This is a genomic window from Actinomadura craniellae (assembly GCF_003289645.1).
Lineage (GTDB): Bacteria > Actinomycetota > Actinomycetes > Streptosporangiales > Streptosporangiaceae > Actinomadura_D > Actinomadura_D craniellae.
In genome coordinates this window covers 373,924-398,032 of the sequence record NZ_QLYX01000005.1, presented here as the reverse complement: position 1 = coordinate 398,032, position 24,109 = coordinate 373,924, and the positions used below count along the sequence as shown (strand labels likewise).

The window sequence follows — 24,109 nt, the reverse complement described above, 5'->3', positions numbered from 1 at the left end:
CCGCCGAGGCGGGGCCGAAAAGGGGGTGCGGTCAGCTTTCTTCCACGGGCCAGCTCATCTTGATCTGCATGCCCTTGGGCGTCTGGGCGATCTCCACCTCGTCCGCCAGGCCCGCGATGACGGCCAGGCCGAGGTCCGCGGCGCCCTCCCCGGCGCCCAACTCGTCCCAGCCCGGCTCCCCGGATGATGGGGCGGCCGGCGGGCCGCCGGCCACCCCATCGTCCGGGACCGTGTCGCTCACGATGACCTCGAACCGGCTCTTGCCCCCGGTCAGCTCAAGCCGGACCGGCTCCTCGGGGCAGTACCGCTGATGGGACTCCACCGCTCGCGAGCACGCCTCGCCGACGGCCAGCCGGACCTCGTCCAGCAGGGTCTCGGCGACGCCGCTACGGCGGGCCACAGCGGTCACGATGAGGCGCGCCGTACGCACGTGTACGGGCAGCGCGCTGAACGCCAGCTCAACGACAGCCATGTCTGAGGTCACCCCTGGACCTGGACTACTTCTGGCCCTTGCGCTTCTCCTGGGCATCCTCGAGCGAGTCGTGGATGCCGAAGACCTTGGTCAAGCCCGTGATCCGGAAAATCTTCAGGATCCGCTCCTGGGTGCAGACCAGTTCCAGCGAGCCGTCGTGGGCGCGGACCCGCTTGAGCCCGCCGACCAGGACGCCCAGCCCGGTCGAGTCGAGGAACTCGACCTTCTCCATGTCCACGAGGAGGTGGAACTTGCCCTTGTTGACCAGGTCGATGAGCTTCTCCCGGAGCTTCGGCGCCGTGTAGACGTCGATCTCTCCCTCCACGTTGATGACGGTGATGCCATCGTCAGTGGTGTAGTCGTTGACCTTCAGGTCCACAGATCCTCCTGCGCCGTGCCGCACAATGGTTCGGGGCAACGGGACCCCGCCGAGATTCAACCACGCCCCGGCGTCGCGTTCATGCGAAACCGTCGTACGGGTCAGCCCGTCTGACCTGCGGGCCAAGCCGTGGGCAGGGGGAGGCACCGTCCGACACCGGGACGTTCCCCCCACTACTGCCCAGGATGTCAGACTGGAAACCTGTGCGTCCCTCAGAAACTTCCCCGCCTCCGGTCCAGGCGCTCGACCGGCTGCTCGCGACGCCCGCACGGCGCGAGCGGGTCACCCATGTCGAGGTGGTTCCCGCACGTCAGGGCCGCCGCGCGGCCTGGCCTGACTGGGTTCCCGAACCGCTCGTGAACCGGCTGGTGCCGGCCGGAATCGAGGCGCCCTGGGAGCACCAGGCCGAGGCCGCCGCCCACGCCCGGGACGGGCGCTCTGTGATCATCGCCACAGGCACCGCCTCGGGAAAGTCGCTGGCCTACCTGATGCCCGCCGTCGCGGCGGCCCACGAGGACGGCTCGGTGCTCTACCTCGCGCCGACCAAGGCGCTGGCCGCCGACCAGCTGCGCGCGCTGCGCGCGCTGCGGCTGACCCGCGTCCGCGCCGCCACCTACGACGGCGACACCCCGCCGGACGAGCGGACCTGGATCCGGCAGCACGCCAACTACGTCCTCACCAACCCGGACATGCTGCACCGCGGCATCCTGCCCGGGCACGGCCGCTGGAGCGGCTTCCTGCGCCGGCTGCGCTACGTGATCGTCGACGAAGCACACGGCTACCGGGGGGTCTTCGGCTCGCACGTGGCCCAGATCCTGCGCCGGCTGCGGCGGGTCTGCGCCCGCTACGGGACATCCCCCGTCTTCGTCCTGGCCTCCGCCACCACCGCCGAGCCCGCGGTCACCGCGTCCCGGCTGACCGGGCTGGACGTCACCGCGGTCACCGCCGACGCCTCGCCCCGGGGGGCGACCACGTTCGCGCTCTGGGAGCCGCCGCTCACCGACCTGCGCGGCGAGGGCGGCGCCCCGGTGCGACGGGCGGCCACCGCCGAGACCGCCGACCTGCTCGCCGACCTGGTGGTCGAGGGGGTGCAGACGCTGGCCTTCGTGCGATCCCGGCGCGGCGCCGAGTCGGTCTCGCTGGGCGCCCGGCGGGTGCTCGCCGAGGTCGAACCCGGCCTGGCCGACCGGGTGGCCGCCTACCGAGCCGGCTACCTGGCCGAGGACCGGCGGGCGCTGGAGGCCGCGCTGCGCGGCCGCGAACTGGTCGGCCTGGCCACCACGAACGCGCTGGAACTCGGGGTGGACGTCTCGGGGCTGGACGCCGTCATCGTGTGCGGGTGGCCGGGCACCCGGGCCTCGCTGTGGCAGCAGGCGGGCCGGGCCGGGCGTACCGGGCGGGACGCGCTGGCCGTCCTCGTCGCCCGCGACGACCCGCTCGACACCTACCTGGTGCACCACCCGGAGGCGATCTTCGGCACGCCGGTGGAGGCGACCGTCCTCGACCCCGGCAACCCCTACGTGCTGGAACCGCACCTGTGCGCCGCGGCCGCCGAACTGCCGCTGACCGAGCAGGACCTCGGGCTGTTCGGGCCCGAGACCGCGGCCCTGCTGGCCGACCTCGTCCGCCGGGGACTGCTGCGCCGGCGGCCGTCCGGGTGGTACTGGACGCGCCGCGAGCGGGCCACCGACCTGGCCGACCTGCGCGGCTCGGGCGGCGCACCGGTCCAGGTCGTCGAGGCCGGCACGGGCCGGCTGCTGGGCACCGTCGACGAGCCGTCCGCGCACACCACGGTGCACGCCGGAGCGGTCTACCTGCACCAGGGCGAGACGTACCTGGTGGAGGTGCTGGACCTGGACGACTCCGTGGCGCTGGTGTCCGCGGCCGAGCCCGACTACTCGACGAACGCCCGCGACGTCACCGACATCCGGATCCTGGAGACCTTCCGGTCCACGTCCTGGGGGGCGGCGACACTGCATTTCGGGTCGGTCGAGGTGACCCGCCAGGTGGTGGCCTACCAGATGCGCCGGCAGCCCTCCGGGACGGTGCTCGGGGAGAAGCCGCTGGACCTGCCGCCCCGGACGCTGCGCACCCGGGCGGTCTGGTGGACGCTGCCCTCCCCCGACCTGGCCGAGGCCGACCTGGCGGGGGCGGCGCACGCGGCCGAGCACGCCTCGATCGGGTTGCTGCCGCTGTTCGCCACCTGCGACCGCTGGGACATCGGGGGCGTGTCCACCGCGCTGCACCCCGACACCGGGCTGCTGACGGTCTTCGTGTACGACGGGCACGAGGGCGGCGCGGGCTTCGCCGAACGGGGATACTCGGACGCGGCCGGGTGGTTGCGGGCGACCAGGCTGGCGATCGCGGCGTGCGAGTGCGAGGCCGGGTGCCCATCTTGCATCCAGTCGCCCAAGTGCGGAAACGGCAACGAGCCGCTGTCCAAGCAGGGCGCTCTCGACCTGCTCGCCGAACTGCTCGCCGAGGCTCCCGGATAACGAAGTGATAGCGCCCGAATTGCGAAGGGACTACGCTCCTCGCAACGAAGATCTCTTCCGGTCCCCCTCCCGGAGAGGAGCCCCTCCGCATGTTGTTCCTGGGATTGGCCCTGACCATTGCCGCCATCGCCATCGGCGTCGGCGTGGTACTCGACAACCCCGACTCCGCCGCGATTTCCGTGTACGGCGAGGCGGTACCCGGCATCACCAGCGAATGGCAGATTTTCCTGGCCGGCGCGGTCGTGGCGACCGTATTCATGATCGGCGCGACGATGACCATGTTCGGGCTGGGCCGGGCCGTCCGGCGGCGGCACCGACTGCGCGAAATGCGCGAGGAGCACGAGGAGTCGATGCACACCCTCGAACTGGAAAAGCTGCGCCTGCAGCGGGAACTGGCCCGGGTGCGCAAGGAGACCAGCGTCTACCCAAGCCCCAGCGTCTCGCAGCGGGCCAACTCCAACTGACCGCCCGACGGCCCCGCCTGACGGTGCCCGGCGCCCCTCGCCCATGGTGCCCCCTCGGTGCACCGGGCCGAGAACACCCTTGCCGGCGAACGGGCACGGCTCGGTAGCGGCCCGAGCGGCCGCCCAGGCGGCTGCTGCCACCCGGGGCCGGCTCGTGTCGCCAGGACGGCCGGGAGGGGTTCTCCGGGTGCCTGAGACGGCAAGATCGGCCCCGTACGTGTTCATGGCGGCCGGGTCGTGATCCTGTGCCTGACCCGTCCCGATCGTCGCCGGCGCACACCTGGCGGCGCAGCCGTGAGCACGGGCGGTGCGGGCCTCGTCCGGAGCCCGGGAGGGATGGCCGGGCGAGCGCCGAACGATCTGCGCCCGCCCAGGCGCGGAGCACAGACCAGCCGCGCCGACGTCGAGATCAGGCCCGACTCTGCGCCCGCCCAGGCGCGGAGCACAGCCCGGACCGGGACGGCCATCTGAGGTTGTCACTGCGCCGGCCGCCTCACCCAGCTGCCGGCAGGTCCTCCCGGCCCGGCACTTTCAGTGCTCCTCAGCGCCCTCAAAGCTCCGGGAGCGCCGGTCCGGGGCCCTCGCCATCTCCAACTGCCCGGTCATCGATCCGATGTTCCGGTGCTTTCGGAGCACTGAGGAGCACTGAGGAGCACTGAGGAGCACTGAGGAGCACTGAACCAGCCGCGCTGCACGCTCGCCCAAGCCGAATGCTCCGGCTGCCTCCTCGCCCCGCACCACTGTGGCCATGCCACGTACCGGCCGCCCTCCACCATGGTGGAGGGCGGCCCAAGGGGTGATGTGGAGTCGGCCGTCACCACGCTCCGCCGCCCTGCCGGGAGGTCGATCCAAGCGGCGTTGTGGAGTTGGTCGTCCGCTGCTCACCGCCCTCGGCGGCGACCTGACCGGGGCGACCGCGCGGCGATTATTTGGTGCGGTGCCGGGAGCCGTGCCGGCCCGACGCCTTGGGCGCGTCCTTGGCGGCGACTCCCGCCTTCGTCCCGGGCCTGGTCCGGGTGGCCGGGCCACGAAGGCTCTGCGAGCGCGATGCGGCTGACGGAGTGTCGGCCCGGCGGGCGCCCTTCTTGGCCGCGCCGGCCGCAGGCTTCGGCAGGCTGATCGTCGTCGCCGTGGCCTCGGCACGGGCGATCCGCTCCCGCGACCTGCGCACCCGGGCCCGGCCGGAACCGGCGCGTGCCGTCCGAGCCGCCGTGCCCTTGCTGCTCAGCCTGGCCTGCGCGACGCGCAACCGGCGGGTCCAGGTGCCCAGATGCGCCGCGACGACCAGCAGGATAAGCGCGATCGCCACGCTCTTGCCCCACTGCAGACCGGCGGTGTCGACGGCGGCCTGGGGCTTGTTGGGAGCGAGGTTGCTGGCCACGACCGGGTCAGGGGTCGGGTAGGTGAAGCCGGGGGTCGACCCGTCGGGCGCGACGGTGGGCAGCGTGACAGGCGGGTTCTGGTTGAGCGGCGTCAGCGGCACCGAACCGGGCAATGCACCGGAACCGGGCAGGGGCAGGCCGGGCACGGGCGTGCCGGGGGCCAACCCGCCCGGACCCCCGCCCGGACCGCTGCCGAAGGCGACGCTGACGCTGGACGCGACGGAGGAGACGCTGCCGCCACTGCCGTTGGACCGGCTGGCCCGGACGGAGACCGTCGCCCGGCCGGCGGCGGCGGCCGGGACGTTGAAGGTGGCGGAGCAGGCCGTCCCGGAGCACAGCCCGCCCGGCGATCCGCTCTTGGTGCCGAGGCCGCTCGCGGCCACGGTGTAGCCGGTGAGGTCGTCCTCCAGACCCCGGTTCCAGCGCACGGTGAGCTTCCCGCCGCTGGCGCTCGCCCGCAGCCCCGCCGGCCGCGCGGCCGGAGCCCGCATGTTGAACGTGCTGGTGGACTTGCGGGTCCACGTGCCGAGCGACAGCAGCCACCGCTGCTCGAGCCGCACCTGGTAGGCGCCGTTGTTGCGGACGGTCGCGTTCCCGGCCAGTGCGGCGTTGCTGCTGGTCTTCGAGGCGACGACGTCGCTGGCTCCGTCGGGCGTCACGACCACGATGCGCCACGAACCCACGTTGTCCGTCGTCGTGGTGATGCGGACCTGCGTTCCGCTCGTGATGACGGCCCCGTTGCCCGGAGCGGTGATCCCCGGGGCCGCCGCACTGGCCGAAGCAGGCGGAGCGAGGACCGTGAAACCCATCGCAAGGGGCGCTGCCAGTGCGAACGCACCTATCTTGCGAAGTATCGTCACGGCGCCGGTCCCTTCGTTGGACGATCCACCGGTGGCATCGAGGGGTTTGCGATCAGTAGTGGGCCGCAGGCTCCTGGCTCAGCAGGTACCTATGCACTTACCAAAGACTAGCTAACCCGTCGGTAGCAAGAGTCGCAACATCATGACAAAACCAAGCCGGCCAACATCAACTTTCGTTCCATCTCCACGTCCGGAGGGCCCATTTTCACCAACTACTGACAACTTGTCCATCAGGATGCTCCCTCCGTCCCCCCGATCCGCGCTTTCATTCGCCCTTCACCCTCTCCAACCACCCTTCGCCCCTCCTCCAGCCACCCTCCGCCCTCCGCCCGCTCGCTCTCCGCCCACCTCCTCCGCCCCCTCCCCCAACGCTCCGCGACAGCGTCAGCACGCGGCGTTCACCGGCCTCGTTCGGGCATGGATGGTCGCTCGGACACCCTGGTCCTGATCTCCATACTCGACACCGGCCCCACGCAGGCATGGACGGTCAGCGGTCGCCGGGCTCGATGCCTTTGCGGGAGATACAGGCCCCGCACGGGCATGCGCGGTCACCCGCAGCGCACTGCCGATGTAGGCAAGCCCACGCAGCGAAACGGTGACGGTGACCTCGGCGACGGCACCACGCAGCACACACCCGGACAGCCGCCCACCGGAGCCCATGGCACTCTCCGCAGCCGCCCGGCAGGCGACGACGGGCCCCTGGGCGAAGCGGCCCGCGGCGGCGAGCGCAGCCAGATCCGCCGCCACCGCCGCCCGGTGCCGCCCCGCCCGCACCCCACCCACGGTCATCACCGCAACCGCGACCACCCAGACCACCGCCATAAACGCCAGCATCCACACCGTTCCGGACCCTCGCTCTGACCTCCGCAGCCCAGACATCCATCGCTCTGACCTCCGCCGCTGCATGTGGTGGATCACGGCTCTGCCGCTCCCGGCTCGGTGACCGCGACGGCTCGGGCTCGGAGGATCACCGGCGACAGCCCGACCGGAACCGGCGCGCGGACGGGTAGCGCAACCACGACGCGGGTGGACTCGCCGGTGCGCAGCACCTCCACCCGCGCTCCGGGCGGGAGGCCGCGAGCCACGGCTTCCCGTACGGCCGAGATCGACTCGCCCCGCGCCGCCGCGCGCGCTCCGGCACCCGCCGCGTCAACACACGCGACCTGACGCGCAGCGAGCATGATCCCCCAAAGTGCGGTCACCAGGAGCAGGACAAGCACGGGAAACGCCACCGCGATCTCCGCCGTCACCGACCCGTCCTCCGCGCACCGCCTCCGGGCCGTGGCCACCACCGCCCGGTCAGCGGGCTTCCGCCACCTCGCCACGGGTCTCACCCGGCCAGGCTCAACGCCCGGCGGATGATCCCTGAAATCAGGCCACGTACTTCCGAACTGGTCACGATCTTGAACAGCAGGCCCGCGAAAGCCGCCGCTGCGACCGTGCCGACCGCGTACTCCGCCGTGGACATGCCCAGGTCGCGGGCCGACCGGCGGTACTCTCGCGCCCTCTTCGCCAGCGTTCGCATGCGTCTCCTCCTCCCGCAGGCGCCTGGCGCGCCCGCACCACCACCCTGCGCCCAGGCCACACGACCGCACCAGACGGTCCGTGAACTGTGGATAACCCACCGCGGCCAAGCGCCGGAGGGGCACGAATCAGGAAAGGCGCCCAGAAAACAGCGACTGATCGCGCGGCTGCGCTCCCTCTCGGGGCTTCTGCCAGCCTCTCGGGGCCTCTTCCGGCTGGCACAAGCCCCTGCGCCGGTGATCGTTGAGGAGGGGTGGGGCTGGGACCCCACCCCTCCTCAACGATCATTCGGGCAAGAGGCCGGAGGCGGGCGTTGGTGGTATCGCCAGGGGTTGCCGGCCTCACTTTGAGACAGGCCTTAGGGGAGAAGGGTGGTGGCGATTCCGGCGATGGCCGGGACGATCCCCAGGAACACGAAAGCGGGCAGGAAGCACAGCCCCAGCGGGGCCACCGCCTGGACACCGGCCGCCCGGGCACGTGCCGTGGCGGCCTGCTGGGCGGACCGGCGCTGGTCGTGAGCCAGCCGGGCCAGGGCGGGGGCCAGGGCGGTACCGCTGTGGACGGCCCGCGCCGCGGCCCGGGCGAGAGGTGCCAGCGCGGGATCGGCGGTGAGCGCCGACCAGGCGGTGGCGGGATCGGCTCCCAGCCGCACCTGGGCGGCCACCGCGTGCAGTTCGTCGCCGAGCGGGCCGCCGATCGCGTCCGCAACGGCTTCGACCGCGCCTCCCCATGGTGCGCCGGCCCGCAGGCAGGCCGCCAGCAGGTCCACCGCCACGGGCAGATCGGCTACCAACCGGGCTCTGCGCAACCGGACCTCCCGAGGCTCCAGCCGGCCCAGCACGACCGCGCAACCGACCGCCAGGCCGATCCCGGCCAGCACCCCGAACCAACCGCCGAGCACGGCCGCGCCCGCCGATCCCGCGAGGACCGCGGCACCGTACCGGCGGGCATCGGCCCGCCGTCCCGCGAGCCCGCTGCCGGCAGAACGGGACCCCCGGCCACCGACCCGCGTCCGGCCGATCAACACATCCGCCAGCCGGCGCCGCACGCCCGGCGCCGCCGGGCACGCCAGGAATCCCGCGATCGCGGCGCACACCACCGCCAAAGCCGCGCTCACCTGCAACCTCCGCACTGCCCCTGGAAGCGCCACCGTCCTTGAACCACGCCGGGACCTGCCCCGCCGAAACCCACCCCGCCGGGACCCACCCTGTCGAGACCCGCCCCACCGAAACCCGCCCCACCGGGACCTGCCCCACCGGGACCCGCCCTGGCCAGGTGGTTCCCTTGAAAGCGGCTGGTCCCGGCCGAGCGGTGCCGGCAGGCGGAACATCTCCCGGTCAGACCGTGCCGGGGGCCGGAACCCACCCAGAACAGGCGGTTGCCACGGCCGATTCCCCTACGGGTGGAGTGACTCCCGCAACCGAATGCCCTTCCGGCCGTGCGGTCCTCAGGGCCGGGTGATGTGCCCATCGGACGGAAACCGCAGTACGGCTTCCGTCCGATCGGGCGATGGCGATGGCCACGGCCGGGCCTTCTCCCCGCCGAGCGGTCACGGTGGCCGGGAACCGCCCCGGTCGGCAGGTGGTCGCAGCCGAGGTGCACCGTCCTTGAGCGGTGGCTCCAAGCGCGTAAAAGAGCGGGTCGGGGGAGTTCCGTCGTAGCCGTGCGACGCAATGTGCGCGCTCCTTCGCGGTGGGTGGGCAGGGCCCGGTGGGGCGGATCAGCGGGTGGTCTGGGCGGCGGTGACGAGGCGGCGGGTCCAGTGGAGGCCGAGCGCGTCGAGCCCGAGGCCGAGCACCAGGCAGATCGCGCCGGGGATCGTGCCGAACAGAAACGCCAGCGGCCTGGCTCCCAGGGCGCCTGCCATGGCGAGCCCCAGCAGGGGCAGGGCCGCGAGCAGCCGGGCGGTCGCCCGTGGGCCGGCCAGTTGGGAGGCGACCTCGCGGCGCTGCGCCTCCTCCTCGCGCAGGGATCCGGCCAGCCCTTCGATCACCGTGCCGAACGTGCCGCCCCGCTCGGCTCCGATCCGCCAGCAGGCGGCCAGCAACCGCAGCCCGTCCGCGCCCGGGCGGGCCGCCAGCCGATCGAGCATCGCGGCGGTGTCCTCACCCGCGGCCCGGCCGCGGGCCCACTCGGTCAGCAGTACGGCGCCCACCCGCTCGTCCAGCGCCGCGGCGGCCTCGGCCAGCGCGCTCTCGGCGGCGCGCCCCGCCGCGAGTTCGGCGGCGACGCCGTCGCACAGCTCGATGACGGCCGACCGCCACAGCTCGTGCCGGCCGCGCTCGGCCCTGATCGTCGCAACCCGTCGCCCCGCCCTCCGGGCGACGCGCACGACGGGCCCGGGCACCGGGCGCACCAGCAGCTCTCGCAGCCGGATCGTGGCCGGTGCCGGGCCCGCCCCGATCCAGATCGCCGCCACCGCGCACACCAGTGCCGCGGCTGGGAGCGCCGGGGCCGTCATCCGGAGCCCCGGGAGGAATGGCCGGGCGGGAGCCGGACGGTCCGCACCCCACCGTGTTCCACCCCACCGTGTTCCACCCCACCGTGTTCCATCCAAAGGGAACGCCGCACCGAGCGGGCCGCCGCTCTTCGGGTGTCCCGGAAGGTAGGGGATCTTCGGGTGTTCCTGAAGGCGGGGGAACCGTCCGCCGTGTTCATGTGGGAAGCCACCCGCCGCCGAGGCGTTCGGCCAGCCGGTCGGCGGCCGGGCCGAGAACCAGGGCTCCGCCAGGGGTGAACGTCACCGCGGGAAAGGCGGTGACCAGCCCGTCCGCGCCCCGGTCGAGCAGGCACACCTCGGCCACCCGGCGAGGCCCGCCCGGTTCGCGGACCAGATGGACGACCACGTCGAGCGCGGCCGCGAGCTGGCTGTGCACCGCCTCCCGGCTGAGGCCGGCCGCGCAGGCCAGCGCCTCCAGGCGGGCGGGCACGTCGGCCGGCGCGTTGGCGTGCAAAGTGGCGCAACCGCCCTCGTGGCCCGTGTTCATGGCGGCCAGCAAGTCCACCACCTCGGCGCCTCGCACCTCTCCGACCACCAGCCGGTCGGGGCGCATGCGCAGGGCCTGCCGGACGAGGTCGTGCAGCGTCACCCCGCCGGCGCCCTCAACGTTGGGCGGACGGGCCTCCAACCGGACCACGTGCGGGTGGGCGGGCCGCAACTCGGCCGAGTCCTCCACCAGGACCAGCCGCTCCCGCCGGTCGACCAGCGTCAGCAACCCGCTGAGCATCGTGGTCTTGCCGGTTCCCGTTCCGCCAGTGATCAAAAACGCTGTGCGCGCCGCGACCAGGGCGGCCAGCAGCGCGGCGCCGCCCGGCGGCATGGCTCCGGCGGAGACCAGTTCGTCGAGGGTGAAGACCCTGCGGCGGGGCAGCCGTAGCGACAGGCATGTACCGCTCGCCGCCACCGGAGCGAGCACCGCGTGCAACCGCACCCCGCCGGGCAGCCTGGCGTCGACGTACGGGGACGCGTCGTCGAGCCGGCGCCCGGCCGCCGCGGCGAGCCGCTGGGCGAGCCGGCGCAGCGCGAGTTCATCGGCGAAGCGGGCCTCGGTGCGGACCAGGCCCGTCCCGGCGTCCACCCAGACCTCGCCGGGGCCGTTCACCAGCACGTCGGTCACCTCGGGAACCCGCAGCAGGGGCTCCAGCGGGCCCGCCCCCACCAGGTCGGCCCGTAACGTGTCGGCCAGCGCCAGCACCTCGGTGTCGCCCAGCAGCCGCTCCTCGGCCCGGAGCGCCGCCGCGACCTCGCCGGGAGTGGGCGCCTCTCCCGTCTCGGCCAGCCGTTCCCGGACGGCGGCCACGATTCTGCTCATGTCGATCACTCCATTCGTCGGAGGGCGAGCGGACGGTTCCGGGCCGCCCGGCACATCCGGTTCGGGTGGCCGCCCGCACGGGAGGCCCACCGGTCGGGTCGCAGCGCCATGCGGGAAGCCGCGCCACGAACGGCGGCCTGCCGGTACGGCTCGGCTGAGGCGTGTTCTAAGGGGGCTGGGTAGCTGGCGTGTCGCGAGCCGGTACCTGATCAACGAGGTCCGGTGGAGTACCGGACCGCGATCGTTGAGGACTGGTGGGGCTGGAGCCCCCATTCCTCAACGATCACCGGTGCAGGCGCTGGTGCCAGGTGACAGGCTTCCGGTCGGGTCAGCGGAGTGAGTCAGGCCGGTACCGGCGACCCTGGCGGTACGTCACCCGCAAGGCACACCCCGCCAGGGCGGCCGGGTCCTGCACGAGCGAACCAGGACCACCAGCATCCGGCCGACTCGAAACACGCCCTAGGCGGCCTCGGCGCGCGGGAAGGACGTGGGGCGGCGGACGTCGTCGACGAGGCGTTCGCACAGGCCGATGAGCGGACCGCGGCGGGTCACCCGGATTAGTTCGCCTCGTTCGAGCGCCGCCGGAACGCGCCGGTCATCGGGCAGTTTGCCCGCGACCGGCAGATCGAGGGCCACGGAGATCGCATCGGCCGTCAGCCCGCCCGGCGCCGGGCCGCGAACGATCAGCCGCAGGTCGGGGGCGTGGTCGCGCAGGGCGGCCGCGGCCTGGTCGGCGGCCACCACCGCCCGGAGTTCGGCGCGGACAACCAGCAGCACCAGGTCGGCGAGGTCCAAGGCGACCCGGTCGGCGTCACCGAACCGTCTGGGCACGTCGACGACCACCAGGTCGAAGCCGCGCGCGGCCGCGGCGAGCACCGAACCCATCGCCGCCGGCGCGACCGGCCCGGCCCGGTCACGGGACCAGGAGAGGACCGCCAGATCGCCCGCCTTCGGCAGCGCTTCGTGCAGCCCGGCCGCGTTGATGCGCCCCTGCCGCCCGGCGAGGTCGGCCCAGCGGGCCCCGTCGGCGTCCTCCCGGCCGAGCAGCAGGTCGAGCCCGCCGCCCAGCGGGTCGCCGTCCACCAGCAACGTGCTCAGCCCGCGCCGCGCGCCGGCCAGGCCCAGGACCGCGGCCAGGACACTCGCCCCCGCGCCACCGGACCCGCCAGTCACGCAGACGGTGCCGGCCCGCCCGCCGGGTGGTTCGGTGACGGCGGCCATCGCGTCGACGAGCCACGTCTCGTCTCTGGGCAGCGCGGCCAGTTCGTGCGCGCCGACCTCGACGGCCCGCCGGTAGGCCCCGTCGTCCGCACCGGTCTCGGGAACGACCAGGACCACCCCGGGCCGGCGCGGCGGCTCGGCCCGGATCAACCCGTCGGCCAGGTCGGCGCCGAGCAGGAGCAGGGCCGGGCGGTGCCACGCCGCCCGGGCCTCCCCGGCGTCGCGCACCACCTCGGCCGTGACGTCGGCGGCCGCGGCGAGCCGCCGCAGGTCGTCGAGCAGCACCGGATCGCCGGTGGCGAGCAGTACATCGGCCATGGACCCCTCCTCGTACGCCTGTGCTCGCCACCAGCCTCCGCCGGCGCCGCCCCGACCCGGAAGCCGTCCACAGACTTGTGGAAAACCGTGCGGACATGAGGCGACCCCCGCCGGGGGGGGAGAGCGGGGGTCGCCGTACGGTCCGGCTCCGGGGGGGTAGAGCCGGGCCGTATTCCAGGAAAGTCTCAGGCGATCGGGCGCGCGTGAGCCGCACGATCCACAGCCCAGGTAAAGCCTTATCCACAGTGTAGGCAGATACAACATATGCTGCCTGACCCCGACAAGTTCCGTCGAGCACGAAAGTCGGCAGGACCAATAATTTTTCCCGCTCGGACCCCTCTCCGTGCCCTCCCACCGCCTGTGCCGCCGGTGTTTCCCGGCACAACCGCGGCGACTCCCCACGCACCCCGGAAAAGCGCCCGAGCCACCTCGGATAATCACCCTGAGTGATCAATTTCCGCGCTCCGCAACGGTCCGAAAATGGCACGTGACAACAGCACCGTAATCCGCTCCGACACAAGCCCGCCCACCACGCCGCGATCCTCCGGTTTTACCAATCACGGGCTTGCGATCTGGGCATACGAGGCGTAGACAGGAGTCACGGACCAACCGTCCGAGCACGGCACCCGGGCACCCACGCGCGGCCAGCCTCGACAAGGCGCGTCGCGGCGGGCTCGTCCCGACCCGACGAACAGGAATGCACGCCTGGTAACCCGGTGTGACGTGACGGTGAGCGGCGCCCCACGGCGGGACGCCGCTCGTCATGTGCGAGCGGGGTCAGCCCCGCATGAACGCCTCGCAGATCGCGATCGAGTCACGGGCGGCCGCCGCCACCGCATCGGCGCAGTGCCGCACCCACCGCGCGACCCCCTCGGGCCCGCCCGCCGCGTAGGCCCGCGCCGCCGCCGCGTACTCCTCGGCGAGTTCGGCGTGCCCCACCTCGGGCGCCGTCAGCGACTTCGGGTCCAGGCCACGCTGGACCAGGGTGAGGCGCTCGGCGGCCCGCGCGACCATCCCGTCCCCCTGGCCGAACGGCCGCAGCACGAGCAGCTCGCCGTGCGCGACCGCCGCCACCACCAGGGCGGGGGCCTTCGTCGGCGCGGTCAGCAGCGAGCTGAGCTGGTCCAGCCGGACGGCGACCTCGTCCGGGCCAGGCGGCGGGCCGAGTTCGAGCGCGTCCCGCACGGGCTGCCCGGCGAGGCGCGGCCGGCCGAGCTCCCCGGCTTCCGCGAACCCGGCCGCGCCGAGCACGTGCAGCCGGGCCAGCACCTGCCGGGGCGCCCGCCGCCAGGTCTCGGACAGGGAGCCCAGTTCGGCGGCGATCCGCAACGCCCCCTGCGGGACGGGGTCCTCGGCGGCCGTCGGGCCGGGCGCGGCGAGATCGGCGCCCAGGGCGCGCAACTCGTCCAGGGACACCTTCACGCCCTCCAGCGCGGCCGACGCGCGGGCGCCGCGCAGCGCGGACTCGGCGGACACCTCGGCGCTGCGGCGGCGCAGGATCCGGTGACCGAGCAGCCGGTCCACCATCGACCGGGCACCGTCGACGGACTCGGCCACCCCGGGCAGCGCGGCGACTTGGGCTAGAGGATCGCTCACGGTGCCCGACCCTATGCCGTCCTCCGGCCGCCGGAGAATCGGTGGGGGCCGCATAGCATGTGACGGGCGGCGAGCGGGTACTTGTGAGCGCCCGGCCCTCCCTGGTGAAGTGGGACTTACCGGGCGCACCGCACACGGTCAGAAGGAGCACACGTGGGTCAAGAAACACTGTCCAACCTGCTGCGAGAGACCCGGCGCTTCGCCCCGCCCGCCGACCTGGCGGAGCACGCCAACGTCACCGCCGCCGCGTACGCCGAGGCCGAGGCCAACCCCGAGGCGTTCTGGGCCGCGCAGGCCGACCGCCTGGCCTGGACGAAGCCGTGGGACACCGTGCTCGACTGGAGCAACCCGCCGTTCGCCAAGTGGTTCGTCGGCGGCGAGCTGAACGTCGCGTACAACTGCGTGGACCGGCACGTCGAGGCCGGACGGGGCGACAAGGTCGCCTACCACTGGGAGGGCGAGCCCGGCGACAGCCGCACGCTCACCTACGCCGACCTCCAGCGCGAGGTGAGCAAGGCCGCCAACGCGCTGCTGGAGCTGGGCGTCGCCAAGGGCGACCGGGTCGCGATCTACATGCCGATGATCCCGGAACTGCCAATCGCGATGCTGGCCTGTGCCCGCATCGGCGCCGCCCACTCGGTGGTGTTCGGCGGGTTCAGCGCCGAGGCGCTGCGCGCCCGCATCGACGACGCGCAGGCCAAACTGGTGATCACCGCCGACGGCGGCTACCGGCGCGGCAAGCCGTCCGCGCTCAAGCCCACCGTGGACGAGGCGGTCGCGCAGACCCCGAGCGTCGAGAACGTCCTGGTCGTCCGGCGCACCGGCGAGGACGTCGCCGCGGGCGACCGCGACGTGTGGTGGCACGACCTGGTCGACCGGCAGAGCGAGCAGCACGTCCCCGAGGGGCACGACGCCGAGCACCCGCTCTACATCCTCTACACCTCCGGGACGACCGGTAAGCCGAAGGGCATCCTGCACACCACCGGCGGCTACCTCACCCAGGCCGCGTGGACGCACCACGCGGTGTTCGACCTCAAGCCGGAAACCGACGTCTACTGGTGCTCGGCCGACATCGGCTGGGTGACCGGCCACTCCTACATCGTGTACGGCCCGCTGGCCAACGGCGCCACCAGCGTGATGTACGAGGGCACCCCGGACACCCCGCACCGGGGCCGGTGGTGGGAAGTCATCGAGAAGTACAAGGTCACGATCTTCTACACCGCGCCCACCGCGATCCGCACGTGCATGAAGTGGGGCGACGACATCCCGGCCGGGTTCGACCTGTCGTCGCTGCGGGTGCTGGGCTCGGTGGGCGAGCCGATCAACCCCGAGGCGTACGTCTGGTACCGCCACCACATCGGCAAGGACCTGTGCCCGGTGGTCGACACCTGGTGGCAGACCGAGACCGGCGCCATGATGATCAGCCCGCTGCCGGGGGTGACCGACGCCAAGCCCGGCGCCGCGATGCGCCCGCTGCCCGGCATCGACGCGGACGTGGTCGACGAGCACGGCAACCCGGTGCCGGACGGCGGCGGGGGCTACCTGGTGGTCAAGCGGCCGTGGCCGTCCATGCTCCGTACCATCTGGGGCGACGACCAGCGCTACATCGACACCTACTGGTCACGGTTCGACGGCATGTACTTCGCCGGCGACGGCGCCAAGAAGGACGACGACGGCGACTTCTGGCTGCTGGGCCGGGTGGACGACGTGATGCTGGTCTCCGGCCACAACATCTCCACCACCGAGGTCGAGTCCGCGCTGGTCTCGCACCCGAAGGTGGCCGAGGCGGCCGTCGTCGGCGCGACCGACCCGGTGACCGGCCAGGCGATCGTGGCGTTCGTGATCCCGCGGGGCGGTGCGGCCGGCGTCGAGGGCGAGGACTTCGCCGCCGAACTGCGCGGCCACGTGGCCAAGGCGCTCGGCCCGATCGCCAAGCCCCGCCAGATCATGGTCGTGCCGGAACTGCCGAAGACCCGCTCCGGAAAGATCATGCGGCGGCTGCTGCGCGACGTCGCCGAGAACCGCTCGCTCGGGGATGTGACGACACTCACCGACAGCTCCGTGATGGATCTCATCGCCGACAAGCTGCCGGCGGCGAAGTCCGACGAGTGACCGCGTGAGCCGCCCGCGCGGGGACGTTCCCCGCGCGGGCGGCCCGCCACTCCCGCGCATCCGACGGCGGTCCGGGTAGCCCTCCGGTGCCTGTGGCTGCCAGGCTTGCTCCCGGCGATCTCGTGTGTCACCGCGGCCCGAGCCCGCCGGACAACGGGAGAGGAGCGAGATGACACAGGTAGGACCAGGCGAGCGGATCGAGGACAAGTCCATCGGCGAGCTGGTCGCCCTCGCGTCGGGCAACGTCGCCAAGCTGGTCAAGACCGAAATCGACCTGGCCAGGGCCGAGATCACCGCGGACGCGAAGAAGGCCGCGCTCGGCAGCGCGATGTTCAGCCTGGCCGGCCTGCTGGGCGCGCTGGTGGTGATCATGCTCTCCATCTCGCTGGCCTTCGGGCTGGTCGAGCTCGGCATGTGGCCCTGGGCCGCCTTCCTGACGATCGGCGTGGGCTACACGGCGCTGGCGGGCGGGCTGGTCTTCTTCGGCCAGCGGAAGATGCGCAAGATCAGCGGTGCCCCCCGCACTCGCAAGACCGTCCGAGGCGACCTGGCCGCGTTCAGGCGCTCCCCGAAGCCCGCGATCACGGAGTAACGGCCGATGCCCACGGAATCGGTCACCCGGCTCGACGGCCCCTGGACCCACCGGGCCGTCAGCGCCGGCGGTACCCGCTTCCACGTGGCCGAGGCCGGTGAGGGCCCACTCGTCCTGCTCCTGCACGGCTTCCCCGAATGCTGGTGGTCGTGGCGCCACCAACTCGTCTCCCTGGCCGGGGCCGGATTCCGCGCCGCCGCCGTCGACCTGCGCGGGTACGGCGGCAGCGACAAGCCGCCACGCGGCTACGACCTGGTCACCCTCGCCGGCGACGCCGCCCGGCTGGTCCGCGCCCTGGGCGAGGCGAACGCGACCATCGTCGGCCACGACTGGGGCGGGCTGCTGGCCTGGACGACGGCGGTCTACCACCCCAAGGTGGTGCAGCGGCTGGTGGCGGTGTCGGCCCCGCACCCGCTGCGGCTGCGGCAGTCGGTCGTCGGCGCCCCGCGCCGGCAGGGTTGGGCGACCCGGCACGGCTTCGGCTTCCAGGTGCCGCTCTGGCCGGAGCGCCGGCTGGTCCGCGACGACGCCGCCCTGATCGGACGGCTGCTCCACGAATGGTCGGGCCCGGGCTGGCCGGACGCCCGCACCGAGCGGATGTTCCGCGACGCGTTCCAGATCACCGGGGTGGCGCACTCCGCGCTGGAGTACCACCGCTGGCTGGTCCGCTCCCTGGCCCGCCCGGACGGCATCCGGTACGCGCACCGGATGCGCGCCCCCATCCAGGTGCCCACCCTGCAACTGCACGGCGGGCTCGACCGCTGCACGCTGCCGAGCACCGCCCAGGGCTCCGGCCGGTACGTGTCGGCGCCATATCGCTGGCGGCTCATCGAGGACGCCGGGCACTTCCCGCACGAGGAACGCCCGGAGGCCTTCGACGCCCGGCTGCTCGGCTGGCTCACCGACCCCGAACCCGACCGCTAAGGCGTGTTTCGAGGCGGGCCGAGCGCCGATGACCCTGGGCTCGCTCACGCAGGACCCGCCCGCCCGCCACAAGCGCCCGCGCCGGTGATCGTTGAGGATTGGGTGGGGCCCCAGCCCCACCCATCCTCAACGATCACGCGAGCAAGGGGCCGGAGACGGGCGTTGGTGGTACCGCCGGGGGCTGCCGGCCGCACTTTGCGACAGGCCTTGGCACGGCCTGCTGATCCGGCCGCTGATCCTTCAGCATCCGAGGCGCCACGGCGCCCTCAAGCTGAAAGATCACTACAGACGGCGGACGCGTCGGCTGATCCTTCAGGACCCGAGGCGCTCTGACGCCCTGGATGCTGAAGGATCAGCGAGCATCTACCTCTTGGGGCGTGATCCTTCCGGGTCCGGTGCGCCAGGGTGCACCGGACCCGGCAGGGTCACGTCCGGGGTTCGGGTGATCAGTCGGAGGCGGGCGGGGGTGGCGGGATCCGGGTGTTCGGCCAGCTCGCGCACCTGCCGCAGCACCCCGCCGACGTCGATCCCGTGCGGGTTGGGGACGGGGCCGAACGGTTCGAGCCGGTCGGCGGCCCGGGTGAGCAGGGCGACGGCGCCCCGGGAGTTGCCCCGGCGCAGGTGCGTCAGGCCGACCGCGACCTGGGCGAGGCCCCGCCACAGCTCGCGCTCCCCGGCCGGGGACGCCTTCCAGACCGCCTCCAGCACCTCGTGGGCGTGGAACGGCCGGTCGGCGTCCAGCAGCGCCTGGGCCCGTGCCAGCGCCTCGGCGGGCGGCAGGTCGAGGTCGTCGGGCATCGTCGGCTCGCCCGCCGCGCCGCGCGGCAGCGGGCGCCCGTAGGCGTCTCTCGGCCGCGCGTTCCGCGGGCGGCCCGCGGCGTCCCGGTCACGCATGCCCCCAACCTACGCGGGCCGGGCGGGGTGGGCGGCCGTGGTCCAAGACGGCGGCGTGCATGCCCCGACCCACGCGGGCCACTGGTCAGTCGGAGCACTCGCCGGTGGAGACGGGGACGGTGGTGCTGCGGCCGTCCCGGGCGTCGGTGGCCACCTCGTCGGCGGTCAGCGCGTAGCCGGTGTCCTGGTCGTCGAGGGCGGCCGCGAAGATCACCCCGTAGACCGAGCCGTTGGGGGCGAGCAACGGGCCGCCGGAGTTGCCCGGCTCGACCCGGCCGCGGATCGCGTAGATCTCGCGGGTGACCCGTCCGGCGTGGTAGATGTCCGGGCCGGTCGCCCGCTGCTTGGCGCGGATCCGGGCGGACACGGCGGTGAAGGACGGGTGGCCCTTGGGGTAGCCGGCGACCACGGCGGAGTCGCGGGTCTTGGCCTCCGCGTTGAACCGGAGCGGGGTCCTGTTCAGCCCGGGCACGTACAGGACCGCGATGTCGCGCCGGGGGTCGTACAGCACCACCCGGGCGCGGTGCCGGCCGCCGCCGGGGACCAGCACCTCCGACAGGCCCCTGACCCCCGCCACCACGTGCGCGTTGGTCATCACCCGCTCGGGCGCGTACACGAAGCCGGTGCCCTCGATCCGACGCTGGCAGGACGGCGCCGTACCGGTGACCTTCACGATGCTGCGGCTGGCGGCGCGCAGTGCCGGGGTGCCGGCCACGCTCTCGTCGGGCGGCGGCACCTCGACGATGGACTCGCCGCCGAGCCCGCCGAACACCTGCGGGAACTCCGTCTGCCCGACGAAGCCCTTGAACGAGGAGAACCAGCCCTTGGCGGCGTCCGGCATGGTCTCGTCGACCGCGCCGAGCACGGTGGAGTTGTTCACCTGCTGGCGCAGCGTGGCGAACGGGGAGCCGACGACCGCGGTGCCGATGAACCAGGCGACGATCAGCAGCGAGAGGGCACTGACGATCGAGCCGCCCACCGCGTCGGCCGCCCGGGCGTTGTCGCCGGTGACCCGGTTGCGCAGCACGGCGCCGATCGACGAGGCCGCGAGCTGGCCGAGCGTCGCGGCCAGGAACGCGATGACCAGGGCCAGCAGCGCCTGCTGCGCGGAGCCGTCCACCACCGCGCGGGCGACGGGTGGGGCCGCCATGGCGCCCAGGATGCCGCCGCCGACGAAGCCCACGAAGCTCAGCACGCCCACGATGAAACCCTGCCGGTAGCCCGAAACCGCGAACAGCACGACGAGCGCCAGCAGGATCAGATCGAGAACGTGGTCGCCAAGCACCGCTTCACCGTATAGGGAGAACCCTGCTCTGTACGTCCCCTAGGCGGACTAGATCGTGCTCCCCGGTCATCACCGCACAGTACGATTCAGCCCGCGTCAGCCCCGCGCCGCGAGCCTGAGGGCCTCCGGCGGCAGTTCCTCGATCCGGGTGGGGTCCCACGGCAGCGACCAGCCGCCGACGTCCAGCAGCTGGGTGAGCAGGCCCGCGGTGAACCCCCAGACGAGCATCCCGCGCACCCGGAAGCCGGGGCCGGCGAAACCCGACGGGTGTCCCACGGTGACCCGGTTGGCCGGGTCGGCGAGTTCGGCGATCGGTACCCGGGCCACCGCGGCGACCTCGCGCGGGTCGTTGGCGGAGACCTCGCACGGCTCGCGCCACCAGGCCGCCACCGGGGTGACCCGGTAGTCGCTGCGGCCCAGGTACAGCTCGGGCAGGGTGGCCAGCACGTCCACCCCGGACGCCTCGACGCCGGTTTCCTCCCAGGCCTCCCGCAGCGCCGCGGCGACCGGGCCGTCGTCCTCGGGATCCACCCCACCGCCGGGGAAGGCCGGCTGCCCGGCGTGCTTGTTCAGGGTGGCCGCCCGCTCGATCAGCAGCAGGTCGGGCCCGTCCGGCCCCTCCCCGAACAAGACGAGCACCGCGGCGGGACGCGCCGAGGCCGGGGGACGGTGCGGCGGCGGCACGTCCATTCGCGGCGCCTCGGCCAGGAAACGGTCGAGCCAGGAAGGGGTCACGAAACTCCCAACACACCGGGGACCCCGTTCGTTCCCCCTCAGGAGAACGGGCCCCCCTTGACGAGCTTGCGGGCGGTGGACTCGTCGGTGGGCCCCTCGCCGAACGACGGGCAGAGCCGGGCGAGCGGGCAGGCCCCGCACGCCGGGCGCCGGGCGTGGCAGATCCGGCGGCCGTGCCAGATCATCCGGTGCGACAGGACCGTCCATTCCTTGCGCGGGATCAGCTCTCCGACCTCGTGCTCGACCTTGACCGGATCTTCCTCGGCCGTCCAGCCGAACCGCCGGGAGAGCCGGCCGAAGTGGGTGTCGACCGTGATCCCCGGCACGTCGAACGCGTTGCCCAGCACCACGTTCGCGGTCTTGCGGCCCACCCCGGCGAGGGTGACGAGCTCGTCGAGCGTCCGGGGGACCTCGCCGCCGAACCGGTCGCGCACCGCGGCCGAGAGGCCGAGCAGGGACTTCGCCTTGGCCCGGTAGAACCCGGTGGACCTGATCAGCGTCTCCAGGTCCTCGGGGTCCGCGGCAGCCATGTCCTCGGCCGTGGGGTACTTCGCGAACAGCGCGGGGGTGGTCAGGTTCACCCGCACGTCGGTGGTCTGCGCCGACAGGACCGTGGCGACCAGGAGCTGGAAGGGGCCGTCGAAGTCCAGCTCGCAGTGGGCGTCGGGATAGGTCTCGGCCAGGATCCGGTTCATCCGCCGCGCCCGCCGCACCAGGCCGAGGCGGGTCTCGGGCTCGCGCCGGCGGCCCTTCCGCGGAACGGCCGTGTTCGTCGCCATGCCGCAAGCGTAGGGCCTCCGCGATGCCGCGACGGCCCCGTCCGGCCAGGTGACCCGCCGGCCCTGGCATACCGGACGAAGAGGGCCGAGATGACGGTGTTCACCCGGCGGTCCGTACACTTCGCTGACAGGATCGTGGCGACCAACGGCTCGAGCGGGCTCGGCCAAGCCGAGCTCGCGATGGGCGTCGGGATGCGGTGCGACGGGTTCCCGGGCCGTCCGGACGGGCGGACCGGGGCGCGTTTTCGGGGTTTCGCGGGGCACCAGCGGAAACGCGGGTGGTGACGAGAACCGCGGCGGTGAAACCGCCGGGGCTCCCGTGACCACACGTTTCCCGCCCGTAATTCCCGGCATGCCGTTACCCCACGCTCACGAACGCGGTGGGACGTACGTCACACTATGGGTGTAGGTGGACGAGGAGGAAGCGTGACCGACCGCGACGTGGAAGTTCTGAGCAGGGCTCCGCTCTTCGAGGCCCTGGACGAACAGGGGGCCAAGGCGCTCCGGGCCAATGTGACCGAGGTTCGGCTGGCACGTGGCCAGACCCTGTTCAACGAGGGTGAGACCGGCGACCGCCTTTACGTAGTCCTTGAAGGCAAGATCAAATTGACCCGCACGGCCCCCGACGGCCGGGAGAACCTGTTGAGCGTGTTGGGCCCGAGCGAAATGTTCGGCGAGCTCTCGCTGTTCGACCCCCGGCCCCGGACGGCCAGCGCGATCGCGGTGACCGAGTGCCGGCTGGCCGGTCTCGGCCACGACGATCTTCGGCCCTGGCTGACCGGCCACCCCGAGGTGGCGGTCTTCCTGTTGAAGGCGCTGGCGATGCGGCTGCGCAAGACCAACGACGTGATGGCCGACCTGGTGTTCACGGACGTGCCGGGACGGGTCGCCAAGGCCCTGCTGGACCTGGCCGAGCGGTTCGGGCAGCCGTCCGAGGCCGGGTTGCACGTCCACCACGACCTGACGCAGGAGGAACTGGCACAGCTTGTCGGGGCGTCGCGGGAGACGGTGAACAAGGCGCTCGCCGACTTCGCCGGCCGCAACTGGCTGCGCATCGAGGCCCGGGCCGTGGTGATCCTCGACATCGAGCGGCTGCGCAAGCGCTCCCGCTGAGGCCCCTCGTCCGGATCCCGCACCATCGCCGGGCGGCCATGCACCGGTCGGCGGAACGCTCTCCCCTACCCTCCTCCCGAACGTCCTCCCCGCCTGCTCGGATCAGCGGTGGGAAAGCACTGCGGATCCGCTGACCGACGCAGCCGACCGGATCGTCCGGCGCACGCCCGTGACCGGGCGGCACGACACGCGCCCCGGCCTCCCCCGCGGCCGGCCCTTCGCCGCAGCGGTGACCGAGCCCGTGCCTTCGCTCCGTGCCGGGACCCGCGACGATCGAGATCGCCGGTCAGCGGTCGGGCAGCGCCCCGCGCTCGGCGAGATAGTCGAGTTGCGCCTGCACCGACGCCTCCGCGGCGCGCCACAGCGACTTGTCCACATCGGCGTACACCCGCTCGACGACCTCCCGGGCCGTCCGGGCGCCCGCCGCCACCGCCGCCTCCACCTGGGCGAGCCGCTCCCGCCGGTGCCCGATGTAGCCGTCGAGCGCGGCGATCGGATCGTTCAGCTCGGGCCCGTGGCCGGGCAGCACGACGCGCGCCCCGACCTCCTCGCTGAACCGGCGCAACCGGTCGAGCGAGTTGAGGTAGTCGCCCAGCTTGCCCTCCACCACCGTGCTGCCGTAGCCGAGGACGGTGTCCCCGGTGAGCACGGCGCCGTCGGCCGGCAGCCAGAAGGTCAGCGAGTCGTTGGAGTGGCCGGGGGTCTCCATGACGTGGAGTTCCAGCCCGCCGAGGGTGACCACATCGCCTTCGGCCAGCCCCTCCTCGCCGAGCCGGTGCCTGGGGTCGAGGGCGCGGACGGCCACGTTCCCGCCGGCCAGTTCGGTGAGCCGTTTCGCCCCTGCCGAGTGGTCGGGGTGGCCGTGGGTGAGCAGGACGAGCCCGATCCGGCGGCCCTGCCCGGCCACCACGTCGGCCACCCGGCGCAGGTGCTTGCCGTCCTTGGGGCCCGGGTCGATGATGACGACCTGCTCGGAGCCGGGTTCGGACAGGACCCAGGTGTTGGTTCCGTCCAGGGTCATCGCGGAGGGGTTCGGTGCGAGGACGCACAACGCCCGTTCTGTGCCCATTCCATCGATATCGCGCATCGCGCCTATCTTCTCTCCCCGGAGTCTGGCCAGATGCCGCAGGGCCGACGTTCCGGCCAGCCGGC

22 protein-coding genes are annotated in these 24,109 nt (G+C 73.1%); 6 read left to right on the top strand and 16 right to left on the bottom strand.

Translation table 11 applies throughout. The features are described 5' to 3' along the window. Positions 1-31: 31 nt before the first annotated feature. Positions 32-472 carry an ATP-binding protein gene (locus tag DPM19_RS14130; RefSeq protein WP_111867555.1) on the bottom strand — a complete coding sequence of 147 codons (441 nt, stop codon included), beginning with the start codon at positions 470-472 and terminating at the stop codon, positions 32-34. Positions 473-497: 25 nt separating this feature from the next. Next, positions 498-851: an STAS domain-containing protein gene (locus tag DPM19_RS14125; protein WP_111867265.1), complete on the bottom strand. Its 354-nt coding sequence runs from the start codon at positions 849-851 to the stop codon at positions 498-500. Between the two features lie 203 nt (positions 852-1,054). Between DPM19_RS14125 and DPM19_RS14120 the strand changes: the two genes are divergently transcribed. Further along, positions 1,055-3,346, top strand: coding sequence for a DEAD/DEAH box helicase (locus DPM19_RS14120; RefSeq protein WP_407642525.1), 2,292 nt, complete (start codon positions 1,055-1,057; stop codon positions 3,344-3,346). 89 nt (positions 3,347-3,435) lie between these two features. Continuing rightward, the gene (locus DPM19_RS14115) at positions 3,436-3,810 is read left to right on the top strand and encodes a hypothetical protein (protein WP_111867260.1); all 375 of its coding nucleotides are present in this window, start codon (positions 3,436-3,438) and stop codon (positions 3,808-3,810) included. Between the two features lie 925 nt (positions 3,811-4,735). On the opposite strand, the gene DPM19_RS35250 is transcribed toward DPM19_RS14115, so the two are convergent. The 9 genes from DPM19_RS35250 to DPM19_RS14065 all read right to left on the bottom strand — a co-directional run bounded on the left by DPM19_RS35250 (position 4,736) and on the right by DPM19_RS14065 (position 14,523). Then, positions 4,736-5,875: a hypothetical protein gene (locus tag DPM19_RS35250; protein ID WP_158566787.1), complete on the bottom strand. Its 1,140-nt coding sequence runs from the start codon at positions 5,873-5,875 to the stop codon at positions 4,736-4,738. A gap of 561 nt (positions 5,876-6,436) precedes the next feature. Beyond that, positions 6,437-6,931, bottom strand: a complete 495-nt coding sequence (locus DPM19_RS14100; protein ID WP_267900878.1) for an Rv3654c family TadE-like protein — start codon at positions 6,929-6,931, stop codon at positions 6,437-6,439. A 35-nt stretch (positions 6,932-6,966) separates the two neighbouring features. Beyond that, positions 6,967-7,302 carry a TadE family type IV pilus minor pilin gene (locus DPM19_RS14095; RefSeq protein ID WP_233510133.1) on the bottom strand — a complete coding sequence of 112 codons (336 nt, stop codon included), beginning with the start codon at positions 7,300-7,302 and terminating at the stop codon, positions 6,967-6,969. Positions 7,303-7,382: 80 nt separating this feature from the next. Beyond that, positions 7,383-7,577, bottom strand: coding sequence for a DUF4244 domain-containing protein (locus DPM19_RS14090; protein WP_111867252.1), 195 nt, complete (start codon positions 7,575-7,577; stop codon positions 7,383-7,385). A 357-nt stretch (positions 7,578-7,934) separates the two neighbouring features. Next, complete coding sequence (locus DPM19_RS14085; RefSeq protein ID WP_233510132.1) at positions 7,935-8,693, bottom strand: type II secretion system F family protein; 759 nt, start codon at positions 8,691-8,693, stop codon at positions 7,935-7,937. Between the two features lie 603 nt (positions 8,694-9,296). Further along, the gene (locus DPM19_RS14080; RefSeq protein WP_111867250.1) at positions 9,297-10,037 is read right to left on the bottom strand and encodes a type II secretion system F family protein; all 741 of its coding nucleotides are present in this window, start codon (positions 10,035-10,037) and stop codon (positions 9,297-9,299) included. 193 nt (positions 10,038-10,230) lie between these two features. Further along, positions 10,231-11,388, bottom strand: coding sequence for a TadA family conjugal transfer-associated ATPase (locus DPM19_RS14075; RefSeq protein WP_111867545.1), 1,158 nt, complete (start codon positions 11,386-11,388; stop codon positions 10,231-10,233). 459 nt (positions 11,389-11,847) lie between these two features. Further along, positions 11,848-12,927 (bottom strand): septum site-determining protein Ssd, encoded by a 1,080-nt coding sequence (gene ssd, locus DPM19_RS14070; protein ID WP_111867246.1) that lies wholly within the window; start codon positions 12,925-12,927, stop codon positions 11,848-11,850. A 777-nt stretch (positions 12,928-13,704) separates the two neighbouring features. Then, on the bottom strand, positions 13,705-14,523 hold the full coding sequence (locus DPM19_RS14065; protein ID WP_199485073.1) for a Fic family protein: 819 nt from the start codon (positions 14,521-14,523) through the stop codon (positions 13,705-13,707). 153 nt (positions 14,524-14,676) lie between these two features. Between DPM19_RS14065 and acs the strand changes: the two genes are divergently transcribed. The 3 genes from acs (at position 14,677) to DPM19_RS14050 (ending at position 18,151) form a co-directional block, all read left to right on the top strand. Continuing rightward, entirely contained in the window at positions 14,677-16,635 is a 1,959-nt protein-coding gene (gene acs / locus DPM19_RS14060; RefSeq protein WP_111867242.1) for an acetate--CoA ligase, read from the top strand. Between the two features lie 169 nt (positions 16,636-16,804). After that, the gene (locus tag DPM19_RS14055) at positions 16,805-17,227 is read left to right on the top strand and encodes a phage holin family protein (RefSeq protein ID WP_111867239.1); all 423 of its coding nucleotides are present in this window, start codon (positions 16,805-16,807) and stop codon (positions 17,225-17,227) included. Between the two features lie 6 nt (positions 17,228-17,233). Further along, positions 17,234-18,151 carry an alpha/beta fold hydrolase gene (locus DPM19_RS14050; protein WP_111867237.1) on the top strand — a complete coding sequence of 306 codons (918 nt, stop codon included), beginning with the start codon at positions 17,234-17,236 and terminating at the stop codon, positions 18,149-18,151. Positions 18,152-18,514: 363 nt separating this feature from the next. On the opposite strand, the gene DPM19_RS14045 is transcribed toward DPM19_RS14050, so the two are convergent. The 4 genes from DPM19_RS14045 to nth form a co-directional block, all read right to left on the bottom strand. Continuing rightward, the gene (locus DPM19_RS14045; protein ID WP_111867234.1) at positions 18,515-19,045 is read right to left on the bottom strand and encodes a DUF309 domain-containing protein; all 531 of its coding nucleotides are present in this window, start codon (positions 19,043-19,045) and stop codon (positions 18,515-18,517) included. A gap of 85 nt (positions 19,046-19,130) precedes the next feature. After that, complete coding sequence (locus DPM19_RS14040) at positions 19,131-20,330, bottom strand: MarP family serine protease (RefSeq protein ID WP_111867232.1); 1,200 nt, start codon at positions 20,328-20,330, stop codon at positions 19,131-19,133. 96 nt (positions 20,331-20,426) lie between these two features. After that, entirely contained in the window at positions 20,427-21,020 is a 594-nt protein-coding gene (locus DPM19_RS14035; RefSeq protein ID WP_111867542.1) for an NUDIX hydrolase, read from the bottom strand. An 83-nt stretch (positions 21,021-21,103) separates the two neighbouring features. After that, a complete protein-coding gene (nth, locus tag DPM19_RS14030) occupies positions 21,104-21,760 on the bottom strand; it encodes an endonuclease III (protein WP_199485091.1) in 657 nt (218 codons plus the stop codon). Between the two features lie 510 nt (positions 21,761-22,270). Here nth and DPM19_RS14020 point away from each other — a divergent pair. Next, entirely contained in the window at positions 22,271-22,957 is a 687-nt protein-coding gene (locus tag DPM19_RS14020; RefSeq protein WP_233510131.1) for a Crp/Fnr family transcriptional regulator, read from the top strand. Between the two features lie 286 nt (positions 22,958-23,243). Here DPM19_RS14020 and DPM19_RS14015 read toward each other — a convergent pair whose 3' ends face one another. Next, positions 23,244-23,978, bottom strand: coding sequence for an MBL fold metallo-hydrolase (locus DPM19_RS14015; RefSeq protein ID WP_407642524.1), 735 nt, complete (start codon positions 23,976-23,978; stop codon positions 23,244-23,246). Positions 23,979-24,109 lie beyond the last annotated feature (131 nt).

Bases quoted from the DNA above. Each gene is read 5' to 3' on its own strand.
- DPM19_RS14130 (WP_111867555.1), bottom strand. From the start codon at position 472: ATGGCTGTCGTTGAGCTGGCGTTCAGCGCGCTGCCCGTACACGTGCGT.
- DPM19_RS14115 (WP_111867260.1), top strand. From the start codon at position 3,436: ATGTTGTTCCTGGGATTGGCCCTGACCATTGCCGCCATCGCCATCGGC.
- DPM19_RS14100 (WP_267900878.1), bottom strand. From the start codon at position 6,931: ATGTCTGGGCTGCGGAGGTCAGAGCGAGGGTCCGGAACGGTGTGGATG.
- DPM19_RS14090 (WP_111867252.1), bottom strand. From the start codon at position 7,577: ATGCGAACGCTGGCGAAGAGGGCGCGAGAGTACCGCCGGTCGGCCCGC.
- DPM19_RS14080 (WP_111867250.1), bottom strand. From the start codon at position 10,037: ATGACGGCCCCGGCGCTCCCAGCCGCGGCACTGGTGTGCGCGGTGGCG.
- DPM19_RS14075 (WP_111867545.1), bottom strand. From the start codon at position 11,388: ATGAGCAGAATCGTGGCCGCCGTCCGGGAACGGCTGGCCGAGACGGGA.
- ssd (WP_111867246.1), bottom strand. From the start codon at position 12,927: ATGGCCGATGTACTGCTCGCCACCGGCGATCCGGTGCTGCTCGACGAC.
- DPM19_RS14055 (WP_111867239.1), top strand. From the start codon at position 16,805: ATGACACAGGTAGGACCAGGCGAGCGGATCGAGGACAAGTCCATCGGC.
- DPM19_RS14050 (WP_111867237.1), top strand. From the start codon at position 17,234: ATGCCCACGGAATCGGTCACCCGGCTCGACGGCCCCTGGACCCACCGG.
- DPM19_RS14045 (WP_111867234.1), bottom strand. From the start codon at position 19,045: ATGCGTGACCGGGACGCCGCGGGCCGCCCGCGGAACGCGCGGCCGAGA.
- DPM19_RS14035 (WP_111867542.1), bottom strand. From the start codon at position 21,020: ATGGACGTGCCGCCGCCGCACCGTCCCCCGGCCTCGGCGCGTCCCGCC.
- nth (WP_199485091.1), bottom strand. From the start codon at position 21,760: ATGAACCGGATCCTGGCCGAGACCTATCCCGACGCCCACTGCGAGCTG.
- DPM19_RS14015 (WP_407642524.1), bottom strand. From the start codon at position 23,978: ATGACCCTGGACGGAACCAACACCTGGGTCCTGTCCGAACCCGGCTCC.